General features: G+C 45.9%; 19 protein-coding genes. 7 read left to right on the top strand and 12 right to left on the bottom strand.

What is annotated here, in order from left to right:
* Positions 1-112: 112 nt before the first annotated feature.
* From HED67_RS13170 to glpK, 7 genes are all read right to left on the bottom strand, one after another.
* Positions 113-1,210 (bottom strand): ABC transporter substrate-binding protein, encoded by a 1,098-nt coding sequence (locus HED67_RS13170; RefSeq protein ID WP_178438475.1) that lies wholly within the window; start codon positions 1,208-1,210, stop codon positions 113-115.
* A 151-nt stretch (positions 1,211-1,361) separates the two neighbouring features.
* Positions 1,362-2,153 (bottom strand): ABC transporter ATP-binding protein, encoded by a 792-nt coding sequence (locus HED67_RS13165; RefSeq protein WP_178438471.1) that lies wholly within the window; start codon positions 2,151-2,153, stop codon positions 1,362-1,364.
* Positions 2,129-2,920, bottom strand: a complete 792-nt coding sequence (locus tag HED67_RS13160; RefSeq protein ID WP_015513689.1) for an ABC transporter permease — start codon at positions 2,918-2,920, stop codon at positions 2,129-2,131. The genes HED67_RS13165 and HED67_RS13160 overlap by 25 nt, the downstream gene beginning before the upstream one ends.
* A 51-nt stretch (positions 2,921-2,971) precedes the next feature.
* Positions 2,972-3,808: a triose-phosphate isomerase gene (locus tag HED67_RS13155; RefSeq protein WP_178438469.1), complete on the bottom strand. Its 837-nt coding sequence runs from the start codon at positions 3,806-3,808 to the stop codon at positions 2,972-2,974.
* Positions 3,809-4,095: 287 nt separating this feature from the next.
* Complete coding sequence (locus tag HED67_RS13150) at positions 4,096-5,262, bottom strand: diphosphate--fructose-6-phosphate 1-phosphotransferase (protein WP_221718582.1); 1,167 nt, start codon at positions 5,260-5,262, stop codon at positions 4,096-4,098.
* Positions 5,263-5,582: 320 nt separating this feature from the next.
* The gene (locus HED67_RS13145) at positions 5,583-6,371 is read right to left on the bottom strand and encodes a sulfite exporter TauE/SafE family protein (protein ID WP_178438463.1); all 789 of its coding nucleotides are present in this window, start codon (positions 6,369-6,371) and stop codon (positions 5,583-5,585) included.
* A 204-nt stretch (positions 6,372-6,575) separates the two neighbouring features.
* Positions 6,576-8,069 carry a glycerol kinase GlpK gene (gene glpK, locus HED67_RS13140; RefSeq protein ID WP_221718581.1) on the bottom strand — a complete coding sequence of 498 codons (1,494 nt, stop codon included), beginning with the start codon at positions 8,067-8,069 and terminating at the stop codon, positions 6,576-6,578.
* A 411-nt stretch (positions 8,070-8,480) separates the two neighbouring features.
* Between glpK and HED67_RS13135 the strand changes: the two genes are divergently transcribed.
* The 7 genes from HED67_RS13135 to HED67_RS13105 all read left to right on the top strand — a co-directional run bounded on the left by HED67_RS13135 (position 8,481) and on the right by HED67_RS13105 (position 14,722).
* A complete protein-coding gene (locus HED67_RS13135) occupies positions 8,481-10,028 on the top strand; it encodes an L-lactate permease (RefSeq protein WP_221718580.1) in 1,548 nt (515 codons plus the stop codon).
* A 136-nt stretch (positions 10,029-10,164) separates the two neighbouring features.
* On the top strand, positions 10,165-10,743 hold the full coding sequence (locus tag HED67_RS13130) for a 2-oxoacid:acceptor oxidoreductase family protein (RefSeq protein WP_178438454.1): 579 nt from the start codon (positions 10,165-10,167) through the stop codon (positions 10,741-10,743).
* 2 nt (positions 10,744-10,745) lie between these two features.
* On the top strand, positions 10,746-11,051 hold the full coding sequence (locus tag HED67_RS13125; RefSeq protein WP_178438450.1) for a 4Fe-4S dicluster domain-containing protein: 306 nt from the start codon (positions 10,746-10,748) through the stop codon (positions 11,049-11,051).
* On the top strand, positions 11,051-12,232 hold the full coding sequence (porA, locus tag HED67_RS13120) for a pyruvate ferredoxin oxidoreductase (RefSeq protein WP_178438447.1): 1,182 nt from the start codon (positions 11,051-11,053) through the stop codon (positions 12,230-12,232). The genes HED67_RS13125 and porA overlap by 1 nt, the downstream gene beginning before the upstream one ends.
* 12 nt (positions 12,233-12,244) lie before the next feature.
* Complete coding sequence (locus HED67_RS13115; RefSeq protein ID WP_221718579.1) at positions 12,245-13,180, top strand: thiamine pyrophosphate-dependent enzyme; 936 nt, start codon at positions 12,245-12,247, stop codon at positions 13,178-13,180.
* A gap of 52 nt (positions 13,181-13,232) precedes the next feature.
* Complete coding sequence (locus tag HED67_RS13110; RefSeq protein WP_215631802.1) at positions 13,233-13,544, top strand: UxaA family hydrolase; 312 nt, start codon at positions 13,233-13,235, stop codon at positions 13,542-13,544.
* Complete coding sequence (locus HED67_RS13105; protein WP_221718578.1) at positions 13,544-14,722, top strand: UxaA family hydrolase; 1,179 nt, start codon at positions 13,544-13,546, stop codon at positions 14,720-14,722. The genes HED67_RS13110 and HED67_RS13105 overlap by 1 nt, the downstream gene beginning before the upstream one ends.
* Before the next feature lie 122 nt (positions 14,723-14,844).
* Here the strand turns inward: HED67_RS13105 and HED67_RS13100 are convergent, their stop codons facing one another.
* The 5 genes from HED67_RS13100 to HED67_RS13080 form a co-directional block, all read right to left on the bottom strand.
* Positions 14,845-15,504, bottom strand: a complete 660-nt coding sequence (locus HED67_RS13100) for a GNAT family N-acetyltransferase (protein ID WP_221718577.1) — start codon at positions 15,502-15,504, stop codon at positions 14,845-14,847.
* Positions 15,505-15,509: 5 nt separating this feature from the next.
* A complete protein-coding gene (locus HED67_RS13095; protein ID WP_221718576.1) occupies positions 15,510-17,531 on the bottom strand; it encodes a M28 family peptidase in 2,022 nt (673 codons plus the stop codon).
* A 140-nt stretch (positions 17,532-17,671) separates the two neighbouring features.
* Positions 17,672-19,159, bottom strand: coding sequence for a UDP-glucose--hexose-1-phosphate uridylyltransferase (galT, locus tag HED67_RS13090; protein WP_221718575.1), 1,488 nt, complete (start codon positions 19,157-19,159; stop codon positions 17,672-17,674).
* 18 nt (positions 19,160-19,177) lie between these two features.
* Positions 19,178-20,461, bottom strand: a complete 1,284-nt coding sequence (locus tag HED67_RS13085) for a galactokinase (RefSeq protein WP_221718574.1) — start codon at positions 20,459-20,461, stop codon at positions 19,178-19,180.
* 17 nt (positions 20,462-20,478) lie between these two features.
* Positions 20,479-21,048 (bottom strand): DUF6553 family protein, encoded by a 570-nt coding sequence (locus HED67_RS13080; protein WP_221718573.1) that lies wholly within the window; start codon positions 21,046-21,048, stop codon positions 20,479-20,481.
* Position 21,049 lies beyond the last annotated feature (1 nt).

The raw sequence follows: 21,049 nt of genomic DNA, 5'->3' as shown, positions 1-21,049 counted from the left end.
GGCATACAAAAGGTGCCTCATGGTAATGAGCCACAAGGCACCTGCTTTTATCTGCCATTTTACTGTTAAAGATGGCAGATACTGCCCTGCAGTAAAGAATTAAAAATTCAGATTACTTACCTGCTTCTTCCATAACGTCGAATAATACATAGTCTTCTACAGGCACTTCAGATTCAACATCACCATTGTCGATGAAGTTCTTCTGCTGTACTTCATAGTAACCTTTGATTGTACCATCGCCTACATATTTAAGAAGTGTTGCGCTGTCAAGCCAAGCACCGTCGCCTGTCTGAGCAAGTGCGCTTTCTTTGTCTGTACCGCATTCCTGAGCAACATAACCTGCAACTTCATCATAGTTGTCTGGGTTTGAACCGAAATCCATTGCTTTGTAAAGAGCCTTTGTAAATTTCACAAGAACGTCTTTGTTTGTTTCTGCGTAGCTTGGCATGCAGATCCAGCTTGCACAGTCAGCTGCGATATCAGAGAATGTTGTATTTGTACAGAATGTCTGAACATCATCGCCAAGTTCGTTCGCAATTGTTGTTGAGCTTGGAGACCAAGGAGCACAAGCGTCGATAGAACCGGAAACGATTGCACTTACCATGTTGCTGACTTCCATATCATATGCTTCAATATCATCCATTGTCAGGCCAACGGAATTAAGTGCTCTCTTTAAGATTGTTTCTGAAGATGTACCGGATGCATAAGCAACTTTCTTACCCTTCAGATCTTCAAGGGAGTTTACACCATGAGATTTAAGACCCATTACACAGTCTGCGTTGCCGAGCTGTGAGAAGCAGAAGATATCTGCCTGACCTTTGATACACAGTTTGTGTGCGCCAGGTCCGATGTAAGCGACATCAATTGAACCGGATTCCATGGAAGCGATTTCTGTAGGACCATCCTGGAACATGTAAAGCTGAACATCAAGACCTTCATCCTTGAAGTATCCTTTGTTGATTGCTGTTGCTACCTGCCACAGTGATGCGTAGTTTGCCATGTAAGCAACATTCACATGTGTCAGATCACCTGAAGCTGCATCTGATGCTTCTGTTTCCCCTGTTGTTTCAGATGCTGCTGCAGTTTCGGATGCTGCTGCTTCTGTTGAAGCAGGTGCCTGTGTTTCTTTTGCAGATGAGCTTCCGCATCCTGCTAAAGCCCCCATTACCATTGCTGCTGTTACAACAACTGCCATGATTCTTTTTTTCATTTCCCAATCTCTCCTTTTCCTTAAAAAAGTGTGTCGGTGACCGGTTCATTACGCCGTTCACCTGTATCATTATAACCTCACATTCCGCGCAGAGCAGTCATTTCCTGAAGATGACGCTTCTGTGCGGTCTGTAAGATAATAATTCGTTTGATTATTTCTGAACTTCAAGATATTCCTGATATACCTGGCTCCAGATGTAATTCTTCAATTCAACGAATCTCGGACTCATCTTCGTTGCCTGATCTCTCGGATGAGGAATATCAATATCGATGATCTCTTTGATACGTCCAGGACGTGCACTCATGATGACAACTCTTGATGCCAGAACGATGGCTTCTTCAATATCATGGGTAACAAAGAAACATGTCTTGTTCTCTTCCTGCCATGTCTTTAACAGCTCTGTCTGAAGCTGTGTTCTTGTCTGGGCATCCAGAGCACCAAAAGGCTCATCCATGAGAAGTACGGACGGATTAACGGCATAGGCTCTTGCAATAGCCACACGCTGTTTCATACCACCGGATAATTCCTTCGGATAAGAATCTGTAAACTTCTCAAGGCCTACCATCTTGATATACTTCTCAGAGATGGCATCCATTTCTTTCTGGGATTTACCCTGAAGCTTCAGACCAAACTGAACATTTTTCTTAACTGTCAGCCAAGGAAACAGTGCATACTGCTGGAAGACAACGCCTCGATCCACGCCTGTACCTTCGACTTTGTGTCCATCTACGATAACTTCACCGGATGTCGGTTCCAGAAGACCTGCGATAATATTCAGAAGTGTGGACTTACCGCAGCCGGAAGGTCCGATCACGCAGATAAACTCATTCTCCATGATGTCAAGATTGGCACCATTTAAAGCGATCATTTCACCATTTCGTGTGTCGTATTTCTTTACGACATTACGAATACTGACTTTTATATTTCCCTCTTTTCCTGCCATCCTGTTAACTTCCTTTCAAAATATTTAAGAATCTTCTCTGCCAGCATACCGATGATACCGATGATAATGATGTAGAGAAGCATTGGTGTTGTTTCATAAGAGTTAGATAATGCTTTGATACGCATACCAAGACCGGCAACTGCACCTGTTGATTCGGCAGCGATCAGTGTTGTCAGGGCTGTTGAAATACCAAGACGGATAGCTGTGATAATAAATGGTGTTGTTGCTGGGAAAATAACCTTAACGAAAAGGTCTGAATCCTTTGCACCAAGTACTCTTGCAGCTTTGATCAATGTCTCATCCACGTTGATAACACCCTGGAAAATTGTGACTGTCATTGTAAGGAATGTAGCCAGCCAGATAACGATGACCTGAGGTGTACGACCGACACCAACACCGATAACAACCAGTGGTACGTAAGCCAGTGGTGGAATGTTTCTGATGAACTGGATCCATGGCTCAATGATGAATCTTACAGGTCTGTACCATGCCATCAGGAACGCAACCGGAACGGCTGTAACGAAACCGATCAGGAAACCAAGTAATACGGAAATCAAACTGCTTCCGATATCCTTGAACAGTAAACCTCTTGAAACCATCGTCTGGATGGAACCAATAACTTTAATCGCATTCGGAAAACATCTGGATGTACTTGGGATGATTGATAAAACTGTCCATAATATCAATGCTACTACTAATGAAATCAGCAGCCAGACACCCTTTGGAATCTTTCCGACAAAATCAGCGCCTTTGCTCTTCTTGCCCATTCTAAAAAACCTCCATTTAAAATTCTGTCTGTAAACGATATGTACTGTGAATTAATATCCGAGATAAGTCTTAATGATTTCCAGATATTCATCCGGATAAAAACCAATCTCTCCTGAAAATCTTGTTAATGCGATCAGACCGCCGTCAATCTCTTTGACAGATGCAAGCATCCTCGCATTGTCTGTCTTTAATCCGCCGCCATAGACAACATCCATGCCATCTGTCACTTCCTTGACATAAGAAGCAATCTTCTGGATATAATCTGCATCCGGCGGAATCTTGCCAGGTCCGATGGCCCATACAGGCTCATAGGCAATGGTGACCTTGCTCTTGTCTACGCCTTCAAGACCTACTGTCAGCTGTTCCTTCAGAACCTCCTGCCATCTTGGTTGTTCATCAGCATTCTCTCCGATACAGTAAAGTACATCCAGACCGGCTGCAATAGCTGCCTTAATCTCTTTGTTCAGGATCCGGTTGACAGCTGCTGCATCTGTACCCTTGCCTTCAGCAATAATACTCAGCTTATCACGGCGCTCTTCACAGTGACCAATCAGTACAGCATCGCATCCTATGGCTTTCATGGCATTACCTGTACGATTTGAAGTAAATGCGCCGAAGTTACCGCCAAGGGCTGTATCCTGTCCCAGAACACTCTGTGGTCCGATCTTCAATGCACTATCTGCTTTTCTTGCTGAAACAGCACCGATCAGATGGGCTTCCGGGAAAAACATGGCAAACTCTACATCCTTTGGATCGTAAGCCGCCAGCTGATCCTGTGTGTGGGAGACAATATATGGTCCCCATTCCGCCGGCGAAGCGATACGGTTAACGCCGCCTGCCTCTGTTGGAATATCAAATCTCTTCAGATTCAGATAAATATGTTTCATCGTTACAATTTCCTCCCTATATTATATCATGATTCGCACCTTTGGTGCTTGACGCTGCGTATGCAGCTATCATGATCGCCATTCGCCGTTCGCGATGAACAAGCATTGCTTGTTCCCGCTCTCTAACGCTCATTATATCATGATTCGCACCTTTGGGTGCTTAACGCTGCATTCGCAGCTATCATGATCGCCATTCGCCGTTCGCGATGAACAGGCAGCGCCTGCTCTCGCTCTCTAACGCTCATTATATCATCTATCCTCTTCCCAAGTATATGGATAAGAAACTTTTAGATATAGTCTCTGAAATTCAGAAATTCAGGAAGCGGGCCGCCGATCAGCGGTTCGCACCATTTCACAAATTCATCCGTGATGTCATTGCCTCTTTCGTTGATATAAGCTTCAGGAAGCTTTCTCTCATAAAGCATGACATCCTTCAGCGGTACCAGCACCGGTTCAACCTGATAAATATTCCCGGGCTGACGTTTAAAGCCGATCATATGTCCACCATTGCCGCTGGTCACGGCTTTGACAGCCAGCTCACCTACCAGAATTGCTTCTGCTCTGTCCACCGGTGACTGGAGAGCAATAGACGCTCTTCCGCAGATACCCGGTTTCTCACTTCTGGCTTTGATACCCAGTTTCTTAATGACCAACTCAGCCAGATAAGCACTGACATCGCCATAATATACAGCTCTGTCGCTCTTGAAAATCGGAGGAACAATGGATTCACCATTGACGTTCGTCAAACCTTCACTGGCAACAACAACAACGCCGCCTTTTTCCTTGTAAAGTCTTTCTACATCTTCCAGAAATTCATCTTCATGGAATGGTCTTTCCGGTACATAGATCAGATGTGGTGCATCGCCTTTCTTACGTCTTGCAAGGGCTGATGCTGCGGTGATCCATCCGGCATTTCTTCCCATGGCCTCAATGACACTGACATGGATTGGAAGTGACTTAACATCCTCTCCGACTTCCTGTGTGGTTGCTGCCAGATATCTGGCGGCACTGCCATAGCCCGGTACATGATCTGTCATTGCAATATCATTATCCACCGTTTTCGGAATACCTGCAACGCCGATGCCGTGATCCCGACAAACTTCATAAATATGTTCACAAGCATCCATCGTACCATTGCCGCCATTTAAAAGGACATAGCCGATATGGTGTTTCTTGAAAATCTCAGGCATCTTCGCATAATCTTCTTCATACAGCGGATATCTGGATGATCCGATGGCCGAAGCCGGTGTATGAAGCAGAAGTTTCAGCTTCTCATCTGAAAATGCTGTCAGATCAAGAAACTGTTCTGTAAAGATTGCGCCTGTTCCACCGATTGCTCCCAGAACCTTTCCAATGGATGGATTCTTTTTAGCTTCACGGATAACGCCATACAAAGATGCATTGATTACTGCGGTCGGACCGCCTCCATGTACAACTAAAAGATTATCTGCCATTTATCTGCACTCCTATCATTTTGCACATAATTATATAATATGCACAAATGTTTTACATTTTTTGTCAATGCTTTGTTTCTTTTGATATACTTATCCTATCACAGTTTTTGTTTAAAATAAGGCCTATTTTATCCAAACGTTATCCTACTTTTTGCACATTTTACAAAAATTTTTTTGTGTATTTTCAACGATACAATTTTGATATATTCAATTTTAACACAAAATTGGAAATTTCTGTCGACTTTTTGTGACAAAAAAGCAGACTAAAAAGGTCAAAAACCATTTTAGCCTGCTAAAGCCTTGACGCAAACGTTTGCTTTTTAAAGAGCAACTGCGAATTTATAAGTATTGTAAATATTGATGCAGATGATGATAAACATCAATGCCATAAACAATTTGTCAACTTTCTCATCCTCGATCTTCTTGTTGATCCTGCTGCCGATGGTACCGCCCAGAAGACCGCCGATGACCATCACTACAAGATAAGACAGCTGCACCGGCGGAATCGTTCCCGTAACGACGGTCTGAACCAGACTGGTAACCTGCGAAAAGACAATAATGTACAGTGAAGCCAGTGCTGACTCCTTGGTAGACATAGAAAAAAGAAAACCAAGCACCATCAGATTGATCGGACCACCGCCAATGCCAAGAAAACTTGACATAATGCCGAGAACCAGTCCCACAATCACACACACAGCAGCATTACTCAGTGTCAGTGTATGTATTTTCTTCTTAAAAATTGTATACACAAACGTTATACCTGTCACGCCGATCAGCACGATTGCCTGCACCATGCCTACAAAATTCTCATTGCCCACGGATGCTTTCACTGTCTGAAACATCATCTTGCCGGCCACACCGCCAACAGCTGCACCAACAGCCAATAAGGTCGCGATCCGAAGATTCAGTTTCTTGCCGGCACGCATATTTTTGTAAACAGACACCACCGACATGGTCAGCACAGTACAGCCAGACAGAAAACTAATACACGAAACACTCATGACATCCAGTGCATCTAACACCGGCTTGATGATCACACCGCCGCCGATACCGCAGATGGAGCCCACGATGGATGCCAGCAGACTGACCGCAAAAAATACCACTATCATATTTCATTACACCTCCATTAACATGATGTAAGCATAACACTCACCCGGCAAAAATCAAAGGGATATAAAGCAAAACGTTTGCTTTATATCCCTTTTTGTACACTTTTATGCGCTCCGGCCCTGATGAGCCGCAGTTTTTACTGAGTTTTACACACTCAAATCTGTCTCCCGCATGATGGGCAGCGTTATTTACAAAACGATGTACTAATGTTCTTCCCAGTCAAAAGCACATTTCACTGCTTTGTGCCATCCCCGCAACAGCCTTTTACGGTTCTCACTATCCATATCCGGAATAAACGTTCTGGACAGTGACCAATTATGCCTGATTTCATCCTTATCCTTCCAGTAGCCCACAGCCAGTCCTGCAAGATAGGCCGCTCCGAGAGCCGTCGTCTCAATGCATTCCGGTCTCAGAACATTTTTCTCCAGCAGATCGGATTGGAACTGCATCAGGAAATTGTTGGCACATGCACCGCCGTCTACTCGCAGATCCGCCAGCTGAATGCCCGCATCCTCCTCCATGGCTTTCAAAATATCATAAACCTGATACGCCAGTGATTCCAGTGTTGCCCGGACAAAATGTGCTTTAGTAAAACCTCGTGTAATGCCTACAACAGCCCCTCTGGCATACTGATCCCAGTAAGGTGCACCAAGACCTGTAAATGCAGGTACCACATAGCCTCCGGCTGTATCATCGACACTTTCAGCAACCCCCTCTGATTCCGAGGAACTCTTCAACAGTTCCAGTCCATCCCTCAGCCACTGAATCGCTGCACCTGCTACAAAGACGCTGCCTTCCAGGGCATATTCCACATGCGCATCTGTACCTGCCGCAATTGTTGTCAACAATCCCTTCTTGGATTCAACCGCCTGATGACCCGTATTCATTAATAAAAAGCATCCTGTGCCATATGTATTCTTAGCCATTCCCTCTTCAAAACAGCATTGGCCAAACAGTGCAGCCTGCTGATCGCCTGCTGCTCCCGCAAGGGCAATGGCACCGCCCGTTATCTGCGGATCCGTATAACCGTAAAGACAGCTGGATGGCTTCACTTCCGGCATCATGGCCATCGGAATATCAAGCACTTCCAAAAGCTTTTCATTCCAACAAAGACTGTGGATATCAAAAAGCATGGTCCTTGAGGCATTGGTATAATCTGTCACATGAATTTTGCCGCCGGACAGATTCCAGATCAGCCATGTATCAATGGTACCAAAAAGCAGTTCACCCTTTTTTGCTCTCTCATGGGCACCCATCACATGATCCAGTATCCATTTGATCTTTGTACCCGAAAAATAAGCATCCGGGATCAGACCTGTTGTCTTCTTAATAAAGTTCTCATATCCCTGATCCTTTAAATCCTCTATGACAGGCGCCGTTCTTCTGCACTGCCAGACAATGGCATTATAAATCGGCTTTCCTGTCTCCTTATCCCAGACAACTGTTGTCTCCCGCTGATTGGTAATGCCGATGGCTGCAATATTCTCCGTCGTCACACCGGCCTTATCCATAGCCTGCGCCATCACACACTGAATACTCTCCCAGATTTCCATAGGATCATGTTCCACCCACCCCGGATTCGGAAAAATCTGAGTAAACTCTTTCTGCGCCACGCTGACAATTCTGCCTCCATGGTCAAATAAAATGCATCTTGAGCTTGTGGTTCCCTGATCCAGTGAAATGATATACTCCGACATATGTAAAATCCCCCTTATTCCCCTTTTTGTGCTTCCCGAAAACTAAGGTCAAAATTCCGTCCTCTATGCACACGGATTATTGTCTCCTTTATTATAACACATTTGATTGTATTTATATAGATACAATACAACGCATCTGTTTTATCTGATAATTTCATTTATTGTCGATGAATTAACGGAATGTATTAATTCTCTTTTATCATTTTCAATAATTTTTCATTTTATTAATGGACTTTTTCGTCATTTTGTATTATACTCAAATTATGTTTAACCACTCAGATCATCATTTTTATTATCTGAGCATCGGTACACTATTTATTTTTAGGCAATATATACAACGCCTTGTCCGTGAAGCACATCCAAAAGGCATCTTTTTTTCGTATATATTGTCAGGGGAAAGGGGCGACGTTTATGTTCGTGGAATTCATTCTTGCACTACTTCCTATCATCTGGCTTTTCATTGCCTTTCTTGTACTGAAAATGCCCGGCTACATCGGATGTCTGATCGCACTGGCTATCTCCATTGTAGAGAGTCTTGTTATTCCGGCATTCAGCCTGACAGTACCTGAAGCTTTGACCGCAGCCATTGAAGGTGGTATCGGCGCGATCTGGCCAATCTGTCTGATCATTCTGGCAGCCATGTTTACTTACAATATCTGTGTAAAAACAGGTGCTATGGAAATGATCAAACGCCTTCTTACATCTGTAACCAATGACAAGCGTGTCCTTGTTATGCTGCTTACATGGGGCTTCGGCGGTTTCATGGAAGCCATCGCAGGTTTTGGTACACCTGTTGCTATCCCTGCAGCTATGATGGTTGGTCTCGGCTTTGACCCAATCTTCTCCGCTGTTGTCTGTCTGGTTGCCAACTCCATTGCACCGCCATTCGGTTCCGTTGCCATTCCTACAACATCCGCAGCCGGCGCTGTTGGTCTTGATGCAGCTCTTTTATCGGGTCCTGCCATCAACATGCTGATTATTCCGGCCATTATCGTTCCATTCATCATCGTATGGATGACCGGTAAAGCCTGCGGTTCCAAGAAACCTTTTGAAGGCATGATTCCTTTCACCATCGTTGCTGCTCTTTCTTATATCATCCCTGCAGCCATCGTTGGTAATTTTGTAGGTGCAGAATTTGTCGACCTTATCGGCTGTGTGATCTGTCTGATCGTTCTGGTCGTTTTTGCAAAGAAAATGCCGCCTACAACAGATCCTGCTTATATGATCGAAGCCAGTGAAGAAGAGGCTTCTGATGTTAAATTCGGTATGGGTGCCGCTGTGCTTCCGTATATTCTGATGCTTGTTTTCCTGCTTGGTACATCCAAACTTGTTCCACCAATCAACGCCTTCCTTGGCAAGTTTTCAACAGCTTTCTCTGTATATGCCGGTGAAGGTGCCGCCACCATCAAGCTGGCCTGGATTGGCAATGCCGGAACATTGATCCTGCTTGCCGGCATCATCGGAGGTTTTGCCCAGCATATGAGTATCGGCGAAATGATTTCAACACTTGGCCAGACATTAAAGAACATGTGGAAAGCCATGGTCACTGTTATTGCCATCATCGCTCTTGCCAAGGTTATGGGCTACAGCGGTATGACAACAGCCATCGCAACTTTACTTGCTGATCTTACCGGATCTATTTTCCCATTGTTCGCACCAATCTGCGGTATCCTCGGTACATTCGTAACAGGTTCCACAACATCTTCCGGTGTATTATTTGCCAAGATGCAGTATGAGGTTGCTGAACTTATCGGTGCCAACCCTGTTATGCTGGTTGCAGCCAACCTTGCAGGCGGCGGTATCGGCAAACTGATCTCCCCTCAGAGTATCGCCATCGGTGTTGCTGCGATCGGACTTGAAGGCTCTGACGGCAAGATCATGACAAAGACTGTTGGTATCTGTATTGTATTAGGTGTCATCGTATGTATTATGTCCTATCTGCTGGCTGTTGTTCTTTAACAACCCGCATTTCAATGTGTTCGCTTTGAACACATATCAGATAAGACGCTTGGATATTCCGCTGAATATCTGAAGCGTCTTATCCTTTATAAAAATCATTTTTGAGGATTTTTTACAAATCAAAGGAGGTAAGAAAATGAAGGATTTAATTGAAATCAGATGGCATGGCCGCGGCGGTCAGGGTGCTAAAACGGCTGCCCTCCTGCTGGCTGATGTTGCTTTCAATAATGGTCTCTATGTTCAGGGCTTCCCGGAATACGGTCCTGAAAGAATGGGAGCTCCCATTACTGCTTATAATCGTTTAAGTCGTAACCCGATCCGCGTTCATTCCAATATTTATGAGCCGGATTACGTGGTTGTTGTCGATGAGTCTTTAATTGAAAGCGTCGATGTTACTGCCGGTATCAAGGAAGGCGGTGCAATCATCATCAACTCCCATAAAAGCAGCAATGAATTAAAACCGCTTCTTGAGGAAAAAGGTTATCACGGTCATATTTATACCATTGACGCCCGAAAGATTTCCATTGAAACTCTTGGCAAATATTTTCCGAATTCTCCGATGCTGGCAGCCGTTGTCAAAGTTACCGGCGTTATGGAGGAAAAGGCCTTTCTGGAAGATATGCGCAAATCCTACGCCCATAAATTTGCTTCCAAGCCATCCGTTATTGACGGCAATATGAAAGCATTGGAAATTGCTTTAAAGGAGGTACATTGAGTATGAAAACTGATATCAGAAAACAGGATATTGATGTTACCTGGCAGAATCTGAATCCCGGTACTGTTGTAACAGGCGGTGCCACGGCTCCTGAATTCAATACAGGTGAATGGCGTGTCAATGTGCCGGTTCTGGATATGGACAAATGCAAACAATGTCTGATGTGCGTGCCGGTTTGTCCGGATTCCTCCATTCCTGTAAAAAACCAGAAACGTGAAGATTTTGACCTGATGCACTGCAAGGGCTGCGGTATCTGTGCCAAAGTATGTCCATTCGGTGCCATCACCATGAAAGAAGGTGACGAATAATGTCAATCAGAGAAAGATTATCCGGTAATGAAGCGATTGCAACTGCCATGCGCCAGATTAATCCTGACGTTGTCGCAGCCTTTCCAATTACGCCATCAACAGAAATCCCTCAGTATTTTTCCAGCTATGTTGCCAATGGCAAAGTCGATTCTGTTTTTGTTCCCGTAGAAAGCGAACACAGCGCCATGAGTGCCACCATCGGTGCCTCCGCAGCCGGTGCCCGCGCCATGACCGCAACTTCTTCCTGCGGCCTTGCCTATATGTGGGAAATGCTTTATGTGGCCGCCTCCGACAGACTGCCGCTGGCTCTGGCTCTTGTCAACCGTGCTCTCTCCGGACCGATCAACATCAACTGTGACCACTCTGATGCCATGGGTGCCCGTGACGCCGGCTGGATCCAGCTGTTCTCAGAAAATAACCAGGAAGCTTATGATAATATGGTCATGGCTTTCCGTATTTCCGAGCATCCGGATGTCCGTCTGCCGATCATGGTCTGCCAGGATGGCTTTATCATCAGCCACGGTGTTGAAAATATCGAACTGTTAGAAGACGATGTTGTCAAAAATTTTGTAGGTGAATACAGACCCGAACACTATCTTCTGAATGCATCCGAGCCGCTGGCCATCGGACCTTATGCGAATCCGCCTTATGTTATGGAAGCCAAACGTGCTAATCTTCAGGCACTGGAAAATTCCAAAAAGGTTATGTTAGATGTTGCTGCAGATTTTGAGAGAATTTCAGGCAGAAAATACAGCTTCTTTGAATCCTACCGCATGGAAGATGCTGACTATGCCATGGTCATCATGGGAAGTGCTGCCGGCACAGGCAAGGACGCTGTTGATGCACTCCGCAGCATGGGTATCCGTGCCGGCCTGATCAAAGTCCGCATGTTCCGTCCATTCCCGGCATCCCAGATTGCAGAAGCATTAAAGAATGTCAAAGTTGTTGCCTGCATGGATCGTACAGAAAGTTTCAATACGGTCACAGGTCCTCTGGGCGCCGATGTCAGATGTGCACTTTATGATGCCGGCATCCACGCGAAATTCGTTAATTATGTATATGGTCTCGGCGGTCGTGATGTTACTGTTGCAAGCCTTACAAGTGTCTATGAGGATATGATGAAAATTGCCGCTGACGGCACAGTCGGACAGACATATCGTTATCTGTCCCTGAAGGGATAAGGAGGAATCGAAATGGCATATAATTTTAAAGAATATATGGAACGTCCCGACAGACTGACTGCCGGTCACAGAATGTGTGCAGGATGCGGTGCATCCATTGCCCTTAGAAATGTGATGAAAGCTGTTCATCCTGAAGACCATGCAGTTATCTGCAATGCAACAAGCTGTATGGAAGTTTCCACTTTTATCTATCCATACACAGCATGGCAGGATTCCTACATTCACACAGCATTTGAAAATGCCGGTGCAACCTGTTCAGGCGTGGAAGCTGCTTACAGAGCCATGTCCAAAAAAGGCAAAATAGGCGGTACTTACAAATTTATCGCTGTAGGCGGCGACGGCGGAACATATGACATCGGTTTCCAGTCCCTTTCCGGTGCTATGGAGAGAAACACCGATATGGTTTATGTCTGCTATGACAATGAAGCCTATATGAACACAGGTATCCAGCGTTCTTCTGCAACACCTCTGTATGCGGATACAACAACAACACCTGTCGGTACAGTCAGCAACGGTAAACCGCAAAACCGCAAAGATCTGGCTGAAGTAATCGCAGCTCATCATGTACCATATGTTGCCCAGACAACATTTGTCCAAAATTTCAGGGATTTACATATCAAATCCGAGAAAGCTTTATACACATCCGGGGCCGCTTTCCTCAATATTATGGCACCGTGTCCTCGCGGATGGCGCTATAATACACCGGATATCATTGATCTGTGCAAAGCTGCTGTGGATACCTGTTTTTGGCCATTATTTGAATGTTATGACGGTGAAAAATGGGTTGTCAATTACATTCCAAAGAAAAAGCTGCCAATTGAAGATTTCCTGAGAAGCCAGGGACGTTTTGCCCACCTTTTCAAACCGGAAAATGAACATCTCATTGAAGATATCCAGAGAGAAATCGACAGACGCTGGGAAAATCTTCTGACAAGAGCCAACGCATAATCATGACTTACAAAACAGCAACTGAAAAACTGAAAGGAGCGTATGACTTACAATGGCTGAAGTATTTGCATTAAAAGCAATTGACCACGATAATGTGGCCACCGTCTTTACCAACGACGTCAAAGCCGGCATGATCGCCAACGTCGCAGACAAAAAGGGCCACCACTTTGAAATTCAATTATTGTCTGATATCCCTTACGGACACAAAATTGCCCTCTGCGATATTAAAAAGGGCGAAGAAATTATTAAATACGGTGAGGCCATCGGTGCCGCATCCAGGGATATTGCTGCAGGTGATTATGTCCATATCCACAACATGGACAGTCAGCGCGGACGCGGTGATCTGGAAGGAGGGACAGTGTAATGGGTTATACATTCAATGGTTATCGCCGTCCTGACGGTCAGGTCGGTATCAGAAATTATGTCGGTATTATTCCGAGTGTTACCTGCGCATCAGATGTTGCCTCAGCCATCTGCCGACAGGTACAGGGCTGTGTCACATTTCCGCATCATCAGGGCTGCTGCCAGATGCCGCCGGATCTTGAAAGAGTTACGGACACACTGATCAGTCTCGGCAAAAGCCCGAATCTTGGAGCTGTACTGATCGTCAGCCTGGGCTGTGAAGGTACTGATGTTGAACGCCTGTATAAAGAGGTCTCTGCCACAGGCAAACATGTTGAAATTATCCGTATTCAGGAACTTGGCGGTGTCTCCAACGCCATCCAGAAAGGTACCGATATCGCCCGGAATATGGCCATAGAAATTTCCGGCCTGCAGCGTGAAGAAACAGATATCTCCGAAGTCGTTATGTCCATTAAATGCGGTGCCTCTGATACAACTTCCGGTATCGCTTCCAACTGTGTCATCGGCTATGTTGCTGACAAACTGGTGGATCTTGGTGCAACAGTTATCTTTGGCGAAACAACAGAATTCATTGGCGGTGAACATCTTTTGGCCCGCCGTGCCGTAGGCGGTGAAAACGGTCCTGTCGGCCGGAAGATCTACCAGATCGTCAATGAAATGGAGGGACGTGCCAAAGCCATCGGCTGCGATATGAGAAAAGGTCAGCCAACACCGGGCAATATCGCCGGCGGATTAAGCTCTATTGAAGAAAAGAGTCTTGGAGCTATTATGAAATCCGGCAGCCGTCCGATTCAGGGTGTTCTTGAATATCCTCAGCATGCTGCCGGCTGCAAAGGCCTCTGGATCAAGGATACTCCGGGACGTGAACCGGAAATCCTGACAGGTATGGCTGCAACAGGCGCCCAGTTTATGATGTTCTCCACCGGCCGCGGTGCCCCTCAGGGCTTTCCGTGCATGCCGGTGATCAAAATCTGTGGCAATCCAAATACTTACGAACGGATGAAAAACGATATGGATCTCAACGCCGGTGTCATTATTGAGGGCAAAAACAGTATCAATGAAGTCGGCGAAGCTGCTTTTGAGAAAATGCTGCGTGTCCTGAACGGGGAAATGACACGAAATGAGGCCATCCAGTACTTTACTTCCATCGATATCCACTGTCTCGGACCTGTCATCTGATAAAAGGTCTACTCTACCACAAAATGCCGTCGCACCGGAGATTTCTATCATCCCGGATGCGACGGCATTCTTTATGTATTTTATCTTCTATTTCTTGTGAACCTGCTTCCCTGAGCCTTCAATTACTTTGCTGCAGATTCTCTTTTGCGGATTTCCCGGATCAGACAATACTGCTTCAGATCAAAGTGTTTCTGTACAATACCGAAAACCTTGAAATCAAAACGCTGATAAAATTCCACATTCACCGGATTGTGCGTCTCCAAAGACACCATCATCCGATGTTCATCGGCATATCGAATCACCTCATTCATCAGCACATCCGCCAATCCATGATGCTGCATATTCGGCCGTACCGCCAGATAAATCACATGAAGACGGTGTTTCTGATGCAGCTGGTCTGTCCATGCAGAATTCAGGTAATCCCTCCCCAGAATGAAATTCCAGAATGTATGCATGGAAGCATCTTCTTTCAGAAGATAACCATCCGTCTTTAATGCTGCCGCAATTTCTGTAAAATACGCTTTAAATAAATGTTCATAGGGTTCCATTTCGTCAGAAACCACCAGCAGACTGTTGCATTCCGGACTGTCTGCATAAATATCACAGCATTCATAGAACTCCGTCAGATCACATTTAAAAAGCTCCGGCATCAGCCTTTCCCTAATATCCTTATTCGGTATCAGGCTGTGATAAAGGGGGTCCTCCCTAAAACACTGTGTCAGCAAATCCTCCAGTTTCGGCAGATCCTCTTTCTGCACCTGATATAGTCTTTCACTTTCCATAATAATTAATTTTTCTCCTGTATATTTTTCAGCCGTTCATTGGCTGACTGAAGCAAAAGCAGCATTTTCTCTGTGGACTGCAGCATGTATTCGATATCATCCCTGAGATAGTCTTTCTGCCGTTCCACAACCCTTTCCAGCTCTGCAATTTCATCTGCAAAATCCATCGCTCCCTGATGATACTTATCCATCAATTGTGCCACCAAATCATAGAGATTCTCATGATGCACGATCCGGCCGCGTCCCCACTGCAGACGGTCTGAATTCTGGTCAAGAACATAATCTGTAAATCGCTCATAGACCTGTTTTGAAAACTGAAAAGCATAGGCATTGTTATCAATCTCATATAAAGCTTCAAACGCAGCCTCGGCATCCGGCGTCTTACGCCTTAAAGCGCGAATGGCCTTCTTCAGATACCGCAGATTATTCTGAGCCGCCTCCTGCGGAAAAACAACCGCATCCTCCCATGTGAGACGAACATATTTGTCCTGAGTCATCTTGAATACTTTCAGCAGAATCTTCTCAGCCTCACGGCATTCTTCAGAATCCACTCCAGCCTCATTGATATCATAAATACGATCATAAACTTCTTCTGCCATCTCTTCTGTCTGTCCCAGAAGGTTCAGAAGGGCAGTAACCCTGCTACCGGATTTCTGACACATCAGCACATCCAGACTGGCAGATGCCTGCTCAAAAACCTCCGCAAAATTCAGCGGTGCCACAGACTGTCTGTCCAGATGCATCAAAAGCAGACCGTAAAGTTCATGATGGAATCGGTAAGCCGCCTCATTATAATATTCATCACTGTCATACTGTGAGTGATAGTGCGTAGTCATAAAGGAACCTGCACTGAATTCATTGACCATGGACGGAATACCGCTGATAGCCACAGAAAAGTCATCCGACCAGGTTTCAATTGGTGCCGATACAAGAACACCTTCCGGATAGGCCGGCGAAAGTGCCGGCAGTGCCTTTAATGTATCTTCAAAAAAGTCTTTGTATTCATATGTACAGCGGATTCCGTCCAGATTGCCGTTAGAAAGTGCCGGCAATTCGAAGTTGAAATCACCAATCACTTTGCCCGCCCATTCCGGATGGACATTAAACACCTCCGCATAAGCGCCGGTTGACCAGTCGTACTTGGAATCAGCAATTCCCCACTCTTCCGCAGCCATGGCACAGAATACCCATGTATTCTCCGGCTGATAGCCCATTTTAATAAAAGCCCGTGCAATGCCAAGCATCATGGCCACCGCCGTGTTGTCATCCTGAAAACCGCTGAAATAAGAATCATAATGAGCCGACAAAAGAATCATTCTATCTGAACGCTTTCCCGGGATCTCGCCAAGAATATTATATGTAGAAACATCCCGCATAACCCGGCTGCTGGCATCCAGAGTAACGGTGATCTCACCCTTTTCATCCAGGCATGCCTTTAATTTCTCAGAATCTTCAAAGGACATAGAAAAAGCTGATGCCTCCGGAGGACCCGCGATATCCTGGGCATTTAAAGCCTTCTCGTCTACCTGTCCATATCCGCCGACCTGAACAGCAATCAGTGCTTTTGCCCCTTTCTCATGGGCCTGATACACAGGGAAATTAATCCACCATTCATCTCTCTGGTTGATCTCCGCCAACACGATCTTCCCTGCCACGTCCTTATCAGCATAATCTTTCTCGCCGCCTTTTCCTACATAAACGACCTGAAATGTTTCTGCGCCTTCTGTCACAAAATCCGTCTGGTATGCTCCCAGCTGGACTTCCTGTCTCTCGCCTGCTGCATCTCTGTAGGCTAAAACGGCCCTCTCAAACTCCCAGCCATCCACTTTAATCTCATCCTTGCGGACATTGGAAAGCCCCAAATCTTCCATATAAGCCTTCAGCATCTCTCCGGTCTCAAACTCTGCCCAGGATCCTGCCGGTCGGTAGCCGAGAACAGGATTCGTGCGGTAGGCCTCCATCTTCTTGGCCAGGTTATAGGATGCTTCTATATCTAATGATTCAATGTATTGCTGCTCTGTTGTCATTTTATGCCTTCTTTCCGCTATCCGGTGCTGCGAAATATTGCCATTTCCAGTCGTTTTGAGTCATCACCCATTGCATAACAGACCGTTCTCACTGCATCCGGATTATCGTCAATCAATATGATATGTTCTTTTCTTGCCTTTTATACCTGCTCAATAAATCTAAGAAAGGCTGCTTTACCTTCCGGTGTCCGGCTATAAACGCCGGCCTGCTCCAGTACTTTTGCAAACACAAGGCCTGTTTCCTGCAGCACAATCTCCATTGCATTTTCTGCTGTGATTGTGTGTTTCGCTGCAATCGCTTTGGCCCAGTCAGCATGTGCTTTTGTCAGCGGATCCTCGCAAAGATCTGCACCTGAAACAAGCTTTTCTGCCACTGCTGCCAGTTCCTGTTTGAGTCTTCCCGGCAAAATCGCCAGACCCATGACTTCAATCAGACCGATATTTTCCTTCTTAATATGATGCAGTTCCTCATGTGGATGATAAATACCAAGGGGATGCTCCGGCGTAGTCAGGTTGTTGCGAAGAACAAGATCCAGTTCGTAGTCTGCACCCCTGCGGCGTGCAATTGGTGTAATCGTATTATGCGGTTCCCCGTCTGTTTCTGCCAGAATCATCGCTGCTTCATCTGTGTAACCGCGCCAGCTTGCAAGGATTCTGTCTGCAAGGTCTACCAGCTTCTGCGGATCTTCGGAGGCCAGACGAATAACGGACATCGGCCATTTCACAATGCCTGCTTTGACATCTTCATAACCCTTAAAAGAAATCTCTGTCTCAATCGGTGCACGTTCCATTGCAAATGTATAGCGTCCGCCCTGGAAATGATCGTGAGCCAGAATGGAACCGCCGACGATTGGCAGGTCTGCATTGGAACCGACAAAATAATGCGGAAACTGACCGACAAAATCCAAAAGCTTGCCGAAGCAGGCACGGTCGATTTTCATCGGTGTATGTTCTTTATTAAAACAAATGCAATGTTCATTGTAATAAACATATGGAGAATACTGAAGATACCAGGCCGCACCGTTGATCTGCACCGGTACGATCCGGTGATTCTGTCTGGCCGGATAATCCAGACGGCCGGCATAGCCCATGTTTTCGGCGCACAGCATGCAGCGCGGATAATTGGAAACCGCCAGAGTTCTTGCGGCTGCAATTGCCTTTGGATCCTTTTCCGGCTTGGATAAGTTGATGGAAATATCCAGTTCACCATATTCTGTATCTGTCTTCCAGCGCATATCTTTCGCGATTCGATCTCTTCGGATATAATTGCTGTCCTGACTGAACTGATAATACCAGTCTGTTGCCTTTTGAGAAGATTCTTTTCTCAGCGTATCAAAATGTGCCATCACCTGTGCCGGGCGAGGCAGAAGGCTTCCCATCAGTTTTGTATCCAGAAGATCTCTGTAAACAACTGAATTTTCCTCAAGAATGCCACGTTCATAAGCATCATCAAGCAATGTATCCAGTAACTCTGTCAGTTCAGCCTTTTCGCCTTCCTCCCAGGAGAAAGCATCCAACTGAAGAATGTCCAGCAGGCCATTCACTGCCCATGCTTTTTCTTCCGGCTGGATCATCTCTTTCTCCAGTGCATAATTGACTAATCCACTTATTGCTTCATTCCGATTCATCACACATTCCTCCATCAATTATTCAAGCACAATGCCGCCTGCAGGACGGATACTCAGTACATGACAGCATCCCTCTCCGAGCATACTTTCTACTGTTTTCTTGAACGCACTTACTTTTTCAAGCGGAACAAATGCCTGGATTGTTCCGGCAAAACCACCACCGTGAACGCGGCAGGCCCCTTCTCCATTCAGCGCTTTTTCTGCGACAGTCAGCGCAATGGCCATATCCTGATGGGCCACAGCTGCAGCCGGCGTAATATTCTGTAAAAGCTCCCATGAAGAACGTCCGGATTCTTTTACAAGATTCAAAAATATTTCTTTTTCTCCACTTGCCAGTGCATCGGCTTCTTCCACTGCTCTCTGATCGTCCGCATAAAAATGCAGTGCTCTGAGTACCGCTCTGTCACCGACTTTCTGGCGCAGTGCAGGGAGATTAGCCAGTACATCCGCTTCATTTACTTCACGCAGCACTTTTTTCCCGAAATAAGCAGCTACCTGACACATTTCCTGTGGAATGGACGCGTATTCTCCGGTTAAAGCGGCATGATCCGCACCACAATCAATGATGCACAGTGCCAGCCCAAGACCTTCCAGATTGGCTTCAATCGGTCTGACAACCGGTGCCTCCGGATTTGCAAAATCAATCGCCACTGTATCTCCCACTGAGGAAGCAGTCTGATCCATTAATCCACTTGGTTTTCCAAAATAAATATTCTCTGCCTTCTGACCAATTCTGGCAATCGTCACTGCATCATATGCATCCCCACAGAATAAATGATTACCGGCTGTGCCAAGAAGCACCTCACAGGCTGCTGACGAGGAAAGTCCGGATCCCGGAAGAACACTTGAAACAGCATACATATCAAAACCGGCCACCTCATAGCCGCCCTGCGCCAGCTGAGCTAGCACACCGCGAACCAGTGATGCGGTTGTTTCCTTTTCTGCTTCCTGCACTTTGAGATCAGACAGGTCAACCGTTGTCATCGGCCAGCCTTCTGACTGAAAACGCACGGTCTGTGTGCCGTTTAACGCAACGCAGGCGAGAAAATCAAGATTGACTGCTGCCGCCAGCACATGTCCATGCTGGTGATCGGTATGATTACCGCAGATCTCTGTTCGACCAGGCGCTGAGCACAGCATCACCGGCGTATCCTCCTTTGTGCCAAAGCATTCTTTGAAGCTTTCAAGCACATGTACCGCTCTGTCTCTTCCGGCCGCCATGTCCTCGCAGCCCATCATTTTCAATTTTTCATCCATCTCCCCGGTTTTTACGCTCTGATAAATATCATTCCAGTTTTTCAAAATATCCCCACTCCTTTTTATTTTTTCAAAAAATGTTCTCTGTTTGGGTACTCCTGGCGAAAAGCCAGCAGTGCCGCTTCCTGCAAAAGTGCAAATTCTTTATCCATATGAAGGAAATGCGGTGTCCGAAATGCAATCGCACTGATTTGCTCCGCAATCTTTCTTGTGACACCTTCCTCCGATAATTGGCCCATGCCGAAGACCAGCGACGTAAATCCACGCCCTTCCCTGCTGATCTTCATAAAACTTAAAAAAACATTTTTCAGTTCAGATAACAGTATTTCCCGGCATTCTTCCGGCTGTTCACTGATGCCGGACAAACACAGCATGTTGACGATCTGTGCTGCCTGCCTTCTTTTTTTGCCGCCAAAATCGATAGCCGACCCTTCCGACAGATACTTCAGTTCCATAAGACAACCGACAAATATATCTTTCTTCGGACTTCTCTTTCCATACCTGGCAATCCATAGTTTTTCCCGAAACAAAGCCGCCGCTTCATTGTCTTTTTCCGAATTCTGCGCTAAAAGCGCCTGCCTCTTTCCGGCATCTGTTTCCTGATAAAACAGTTCTATCCACGTTTGTTCCATT

This window comes from Pseudocoprococcus catus (assembly GCF_019734885.1).
Taxonomy (GTDB): Bacteria; Bacillota; Clostridia; order Lachnospirales; family Lachnospiraceae; genus Coprococcus_A; species Coprococcus_A catus.
The sequence above is the reverse complement of the archived record's forward strand: the minus strand, read 5'-3'. Positions and strand labels throughout refer to the sequence as shown.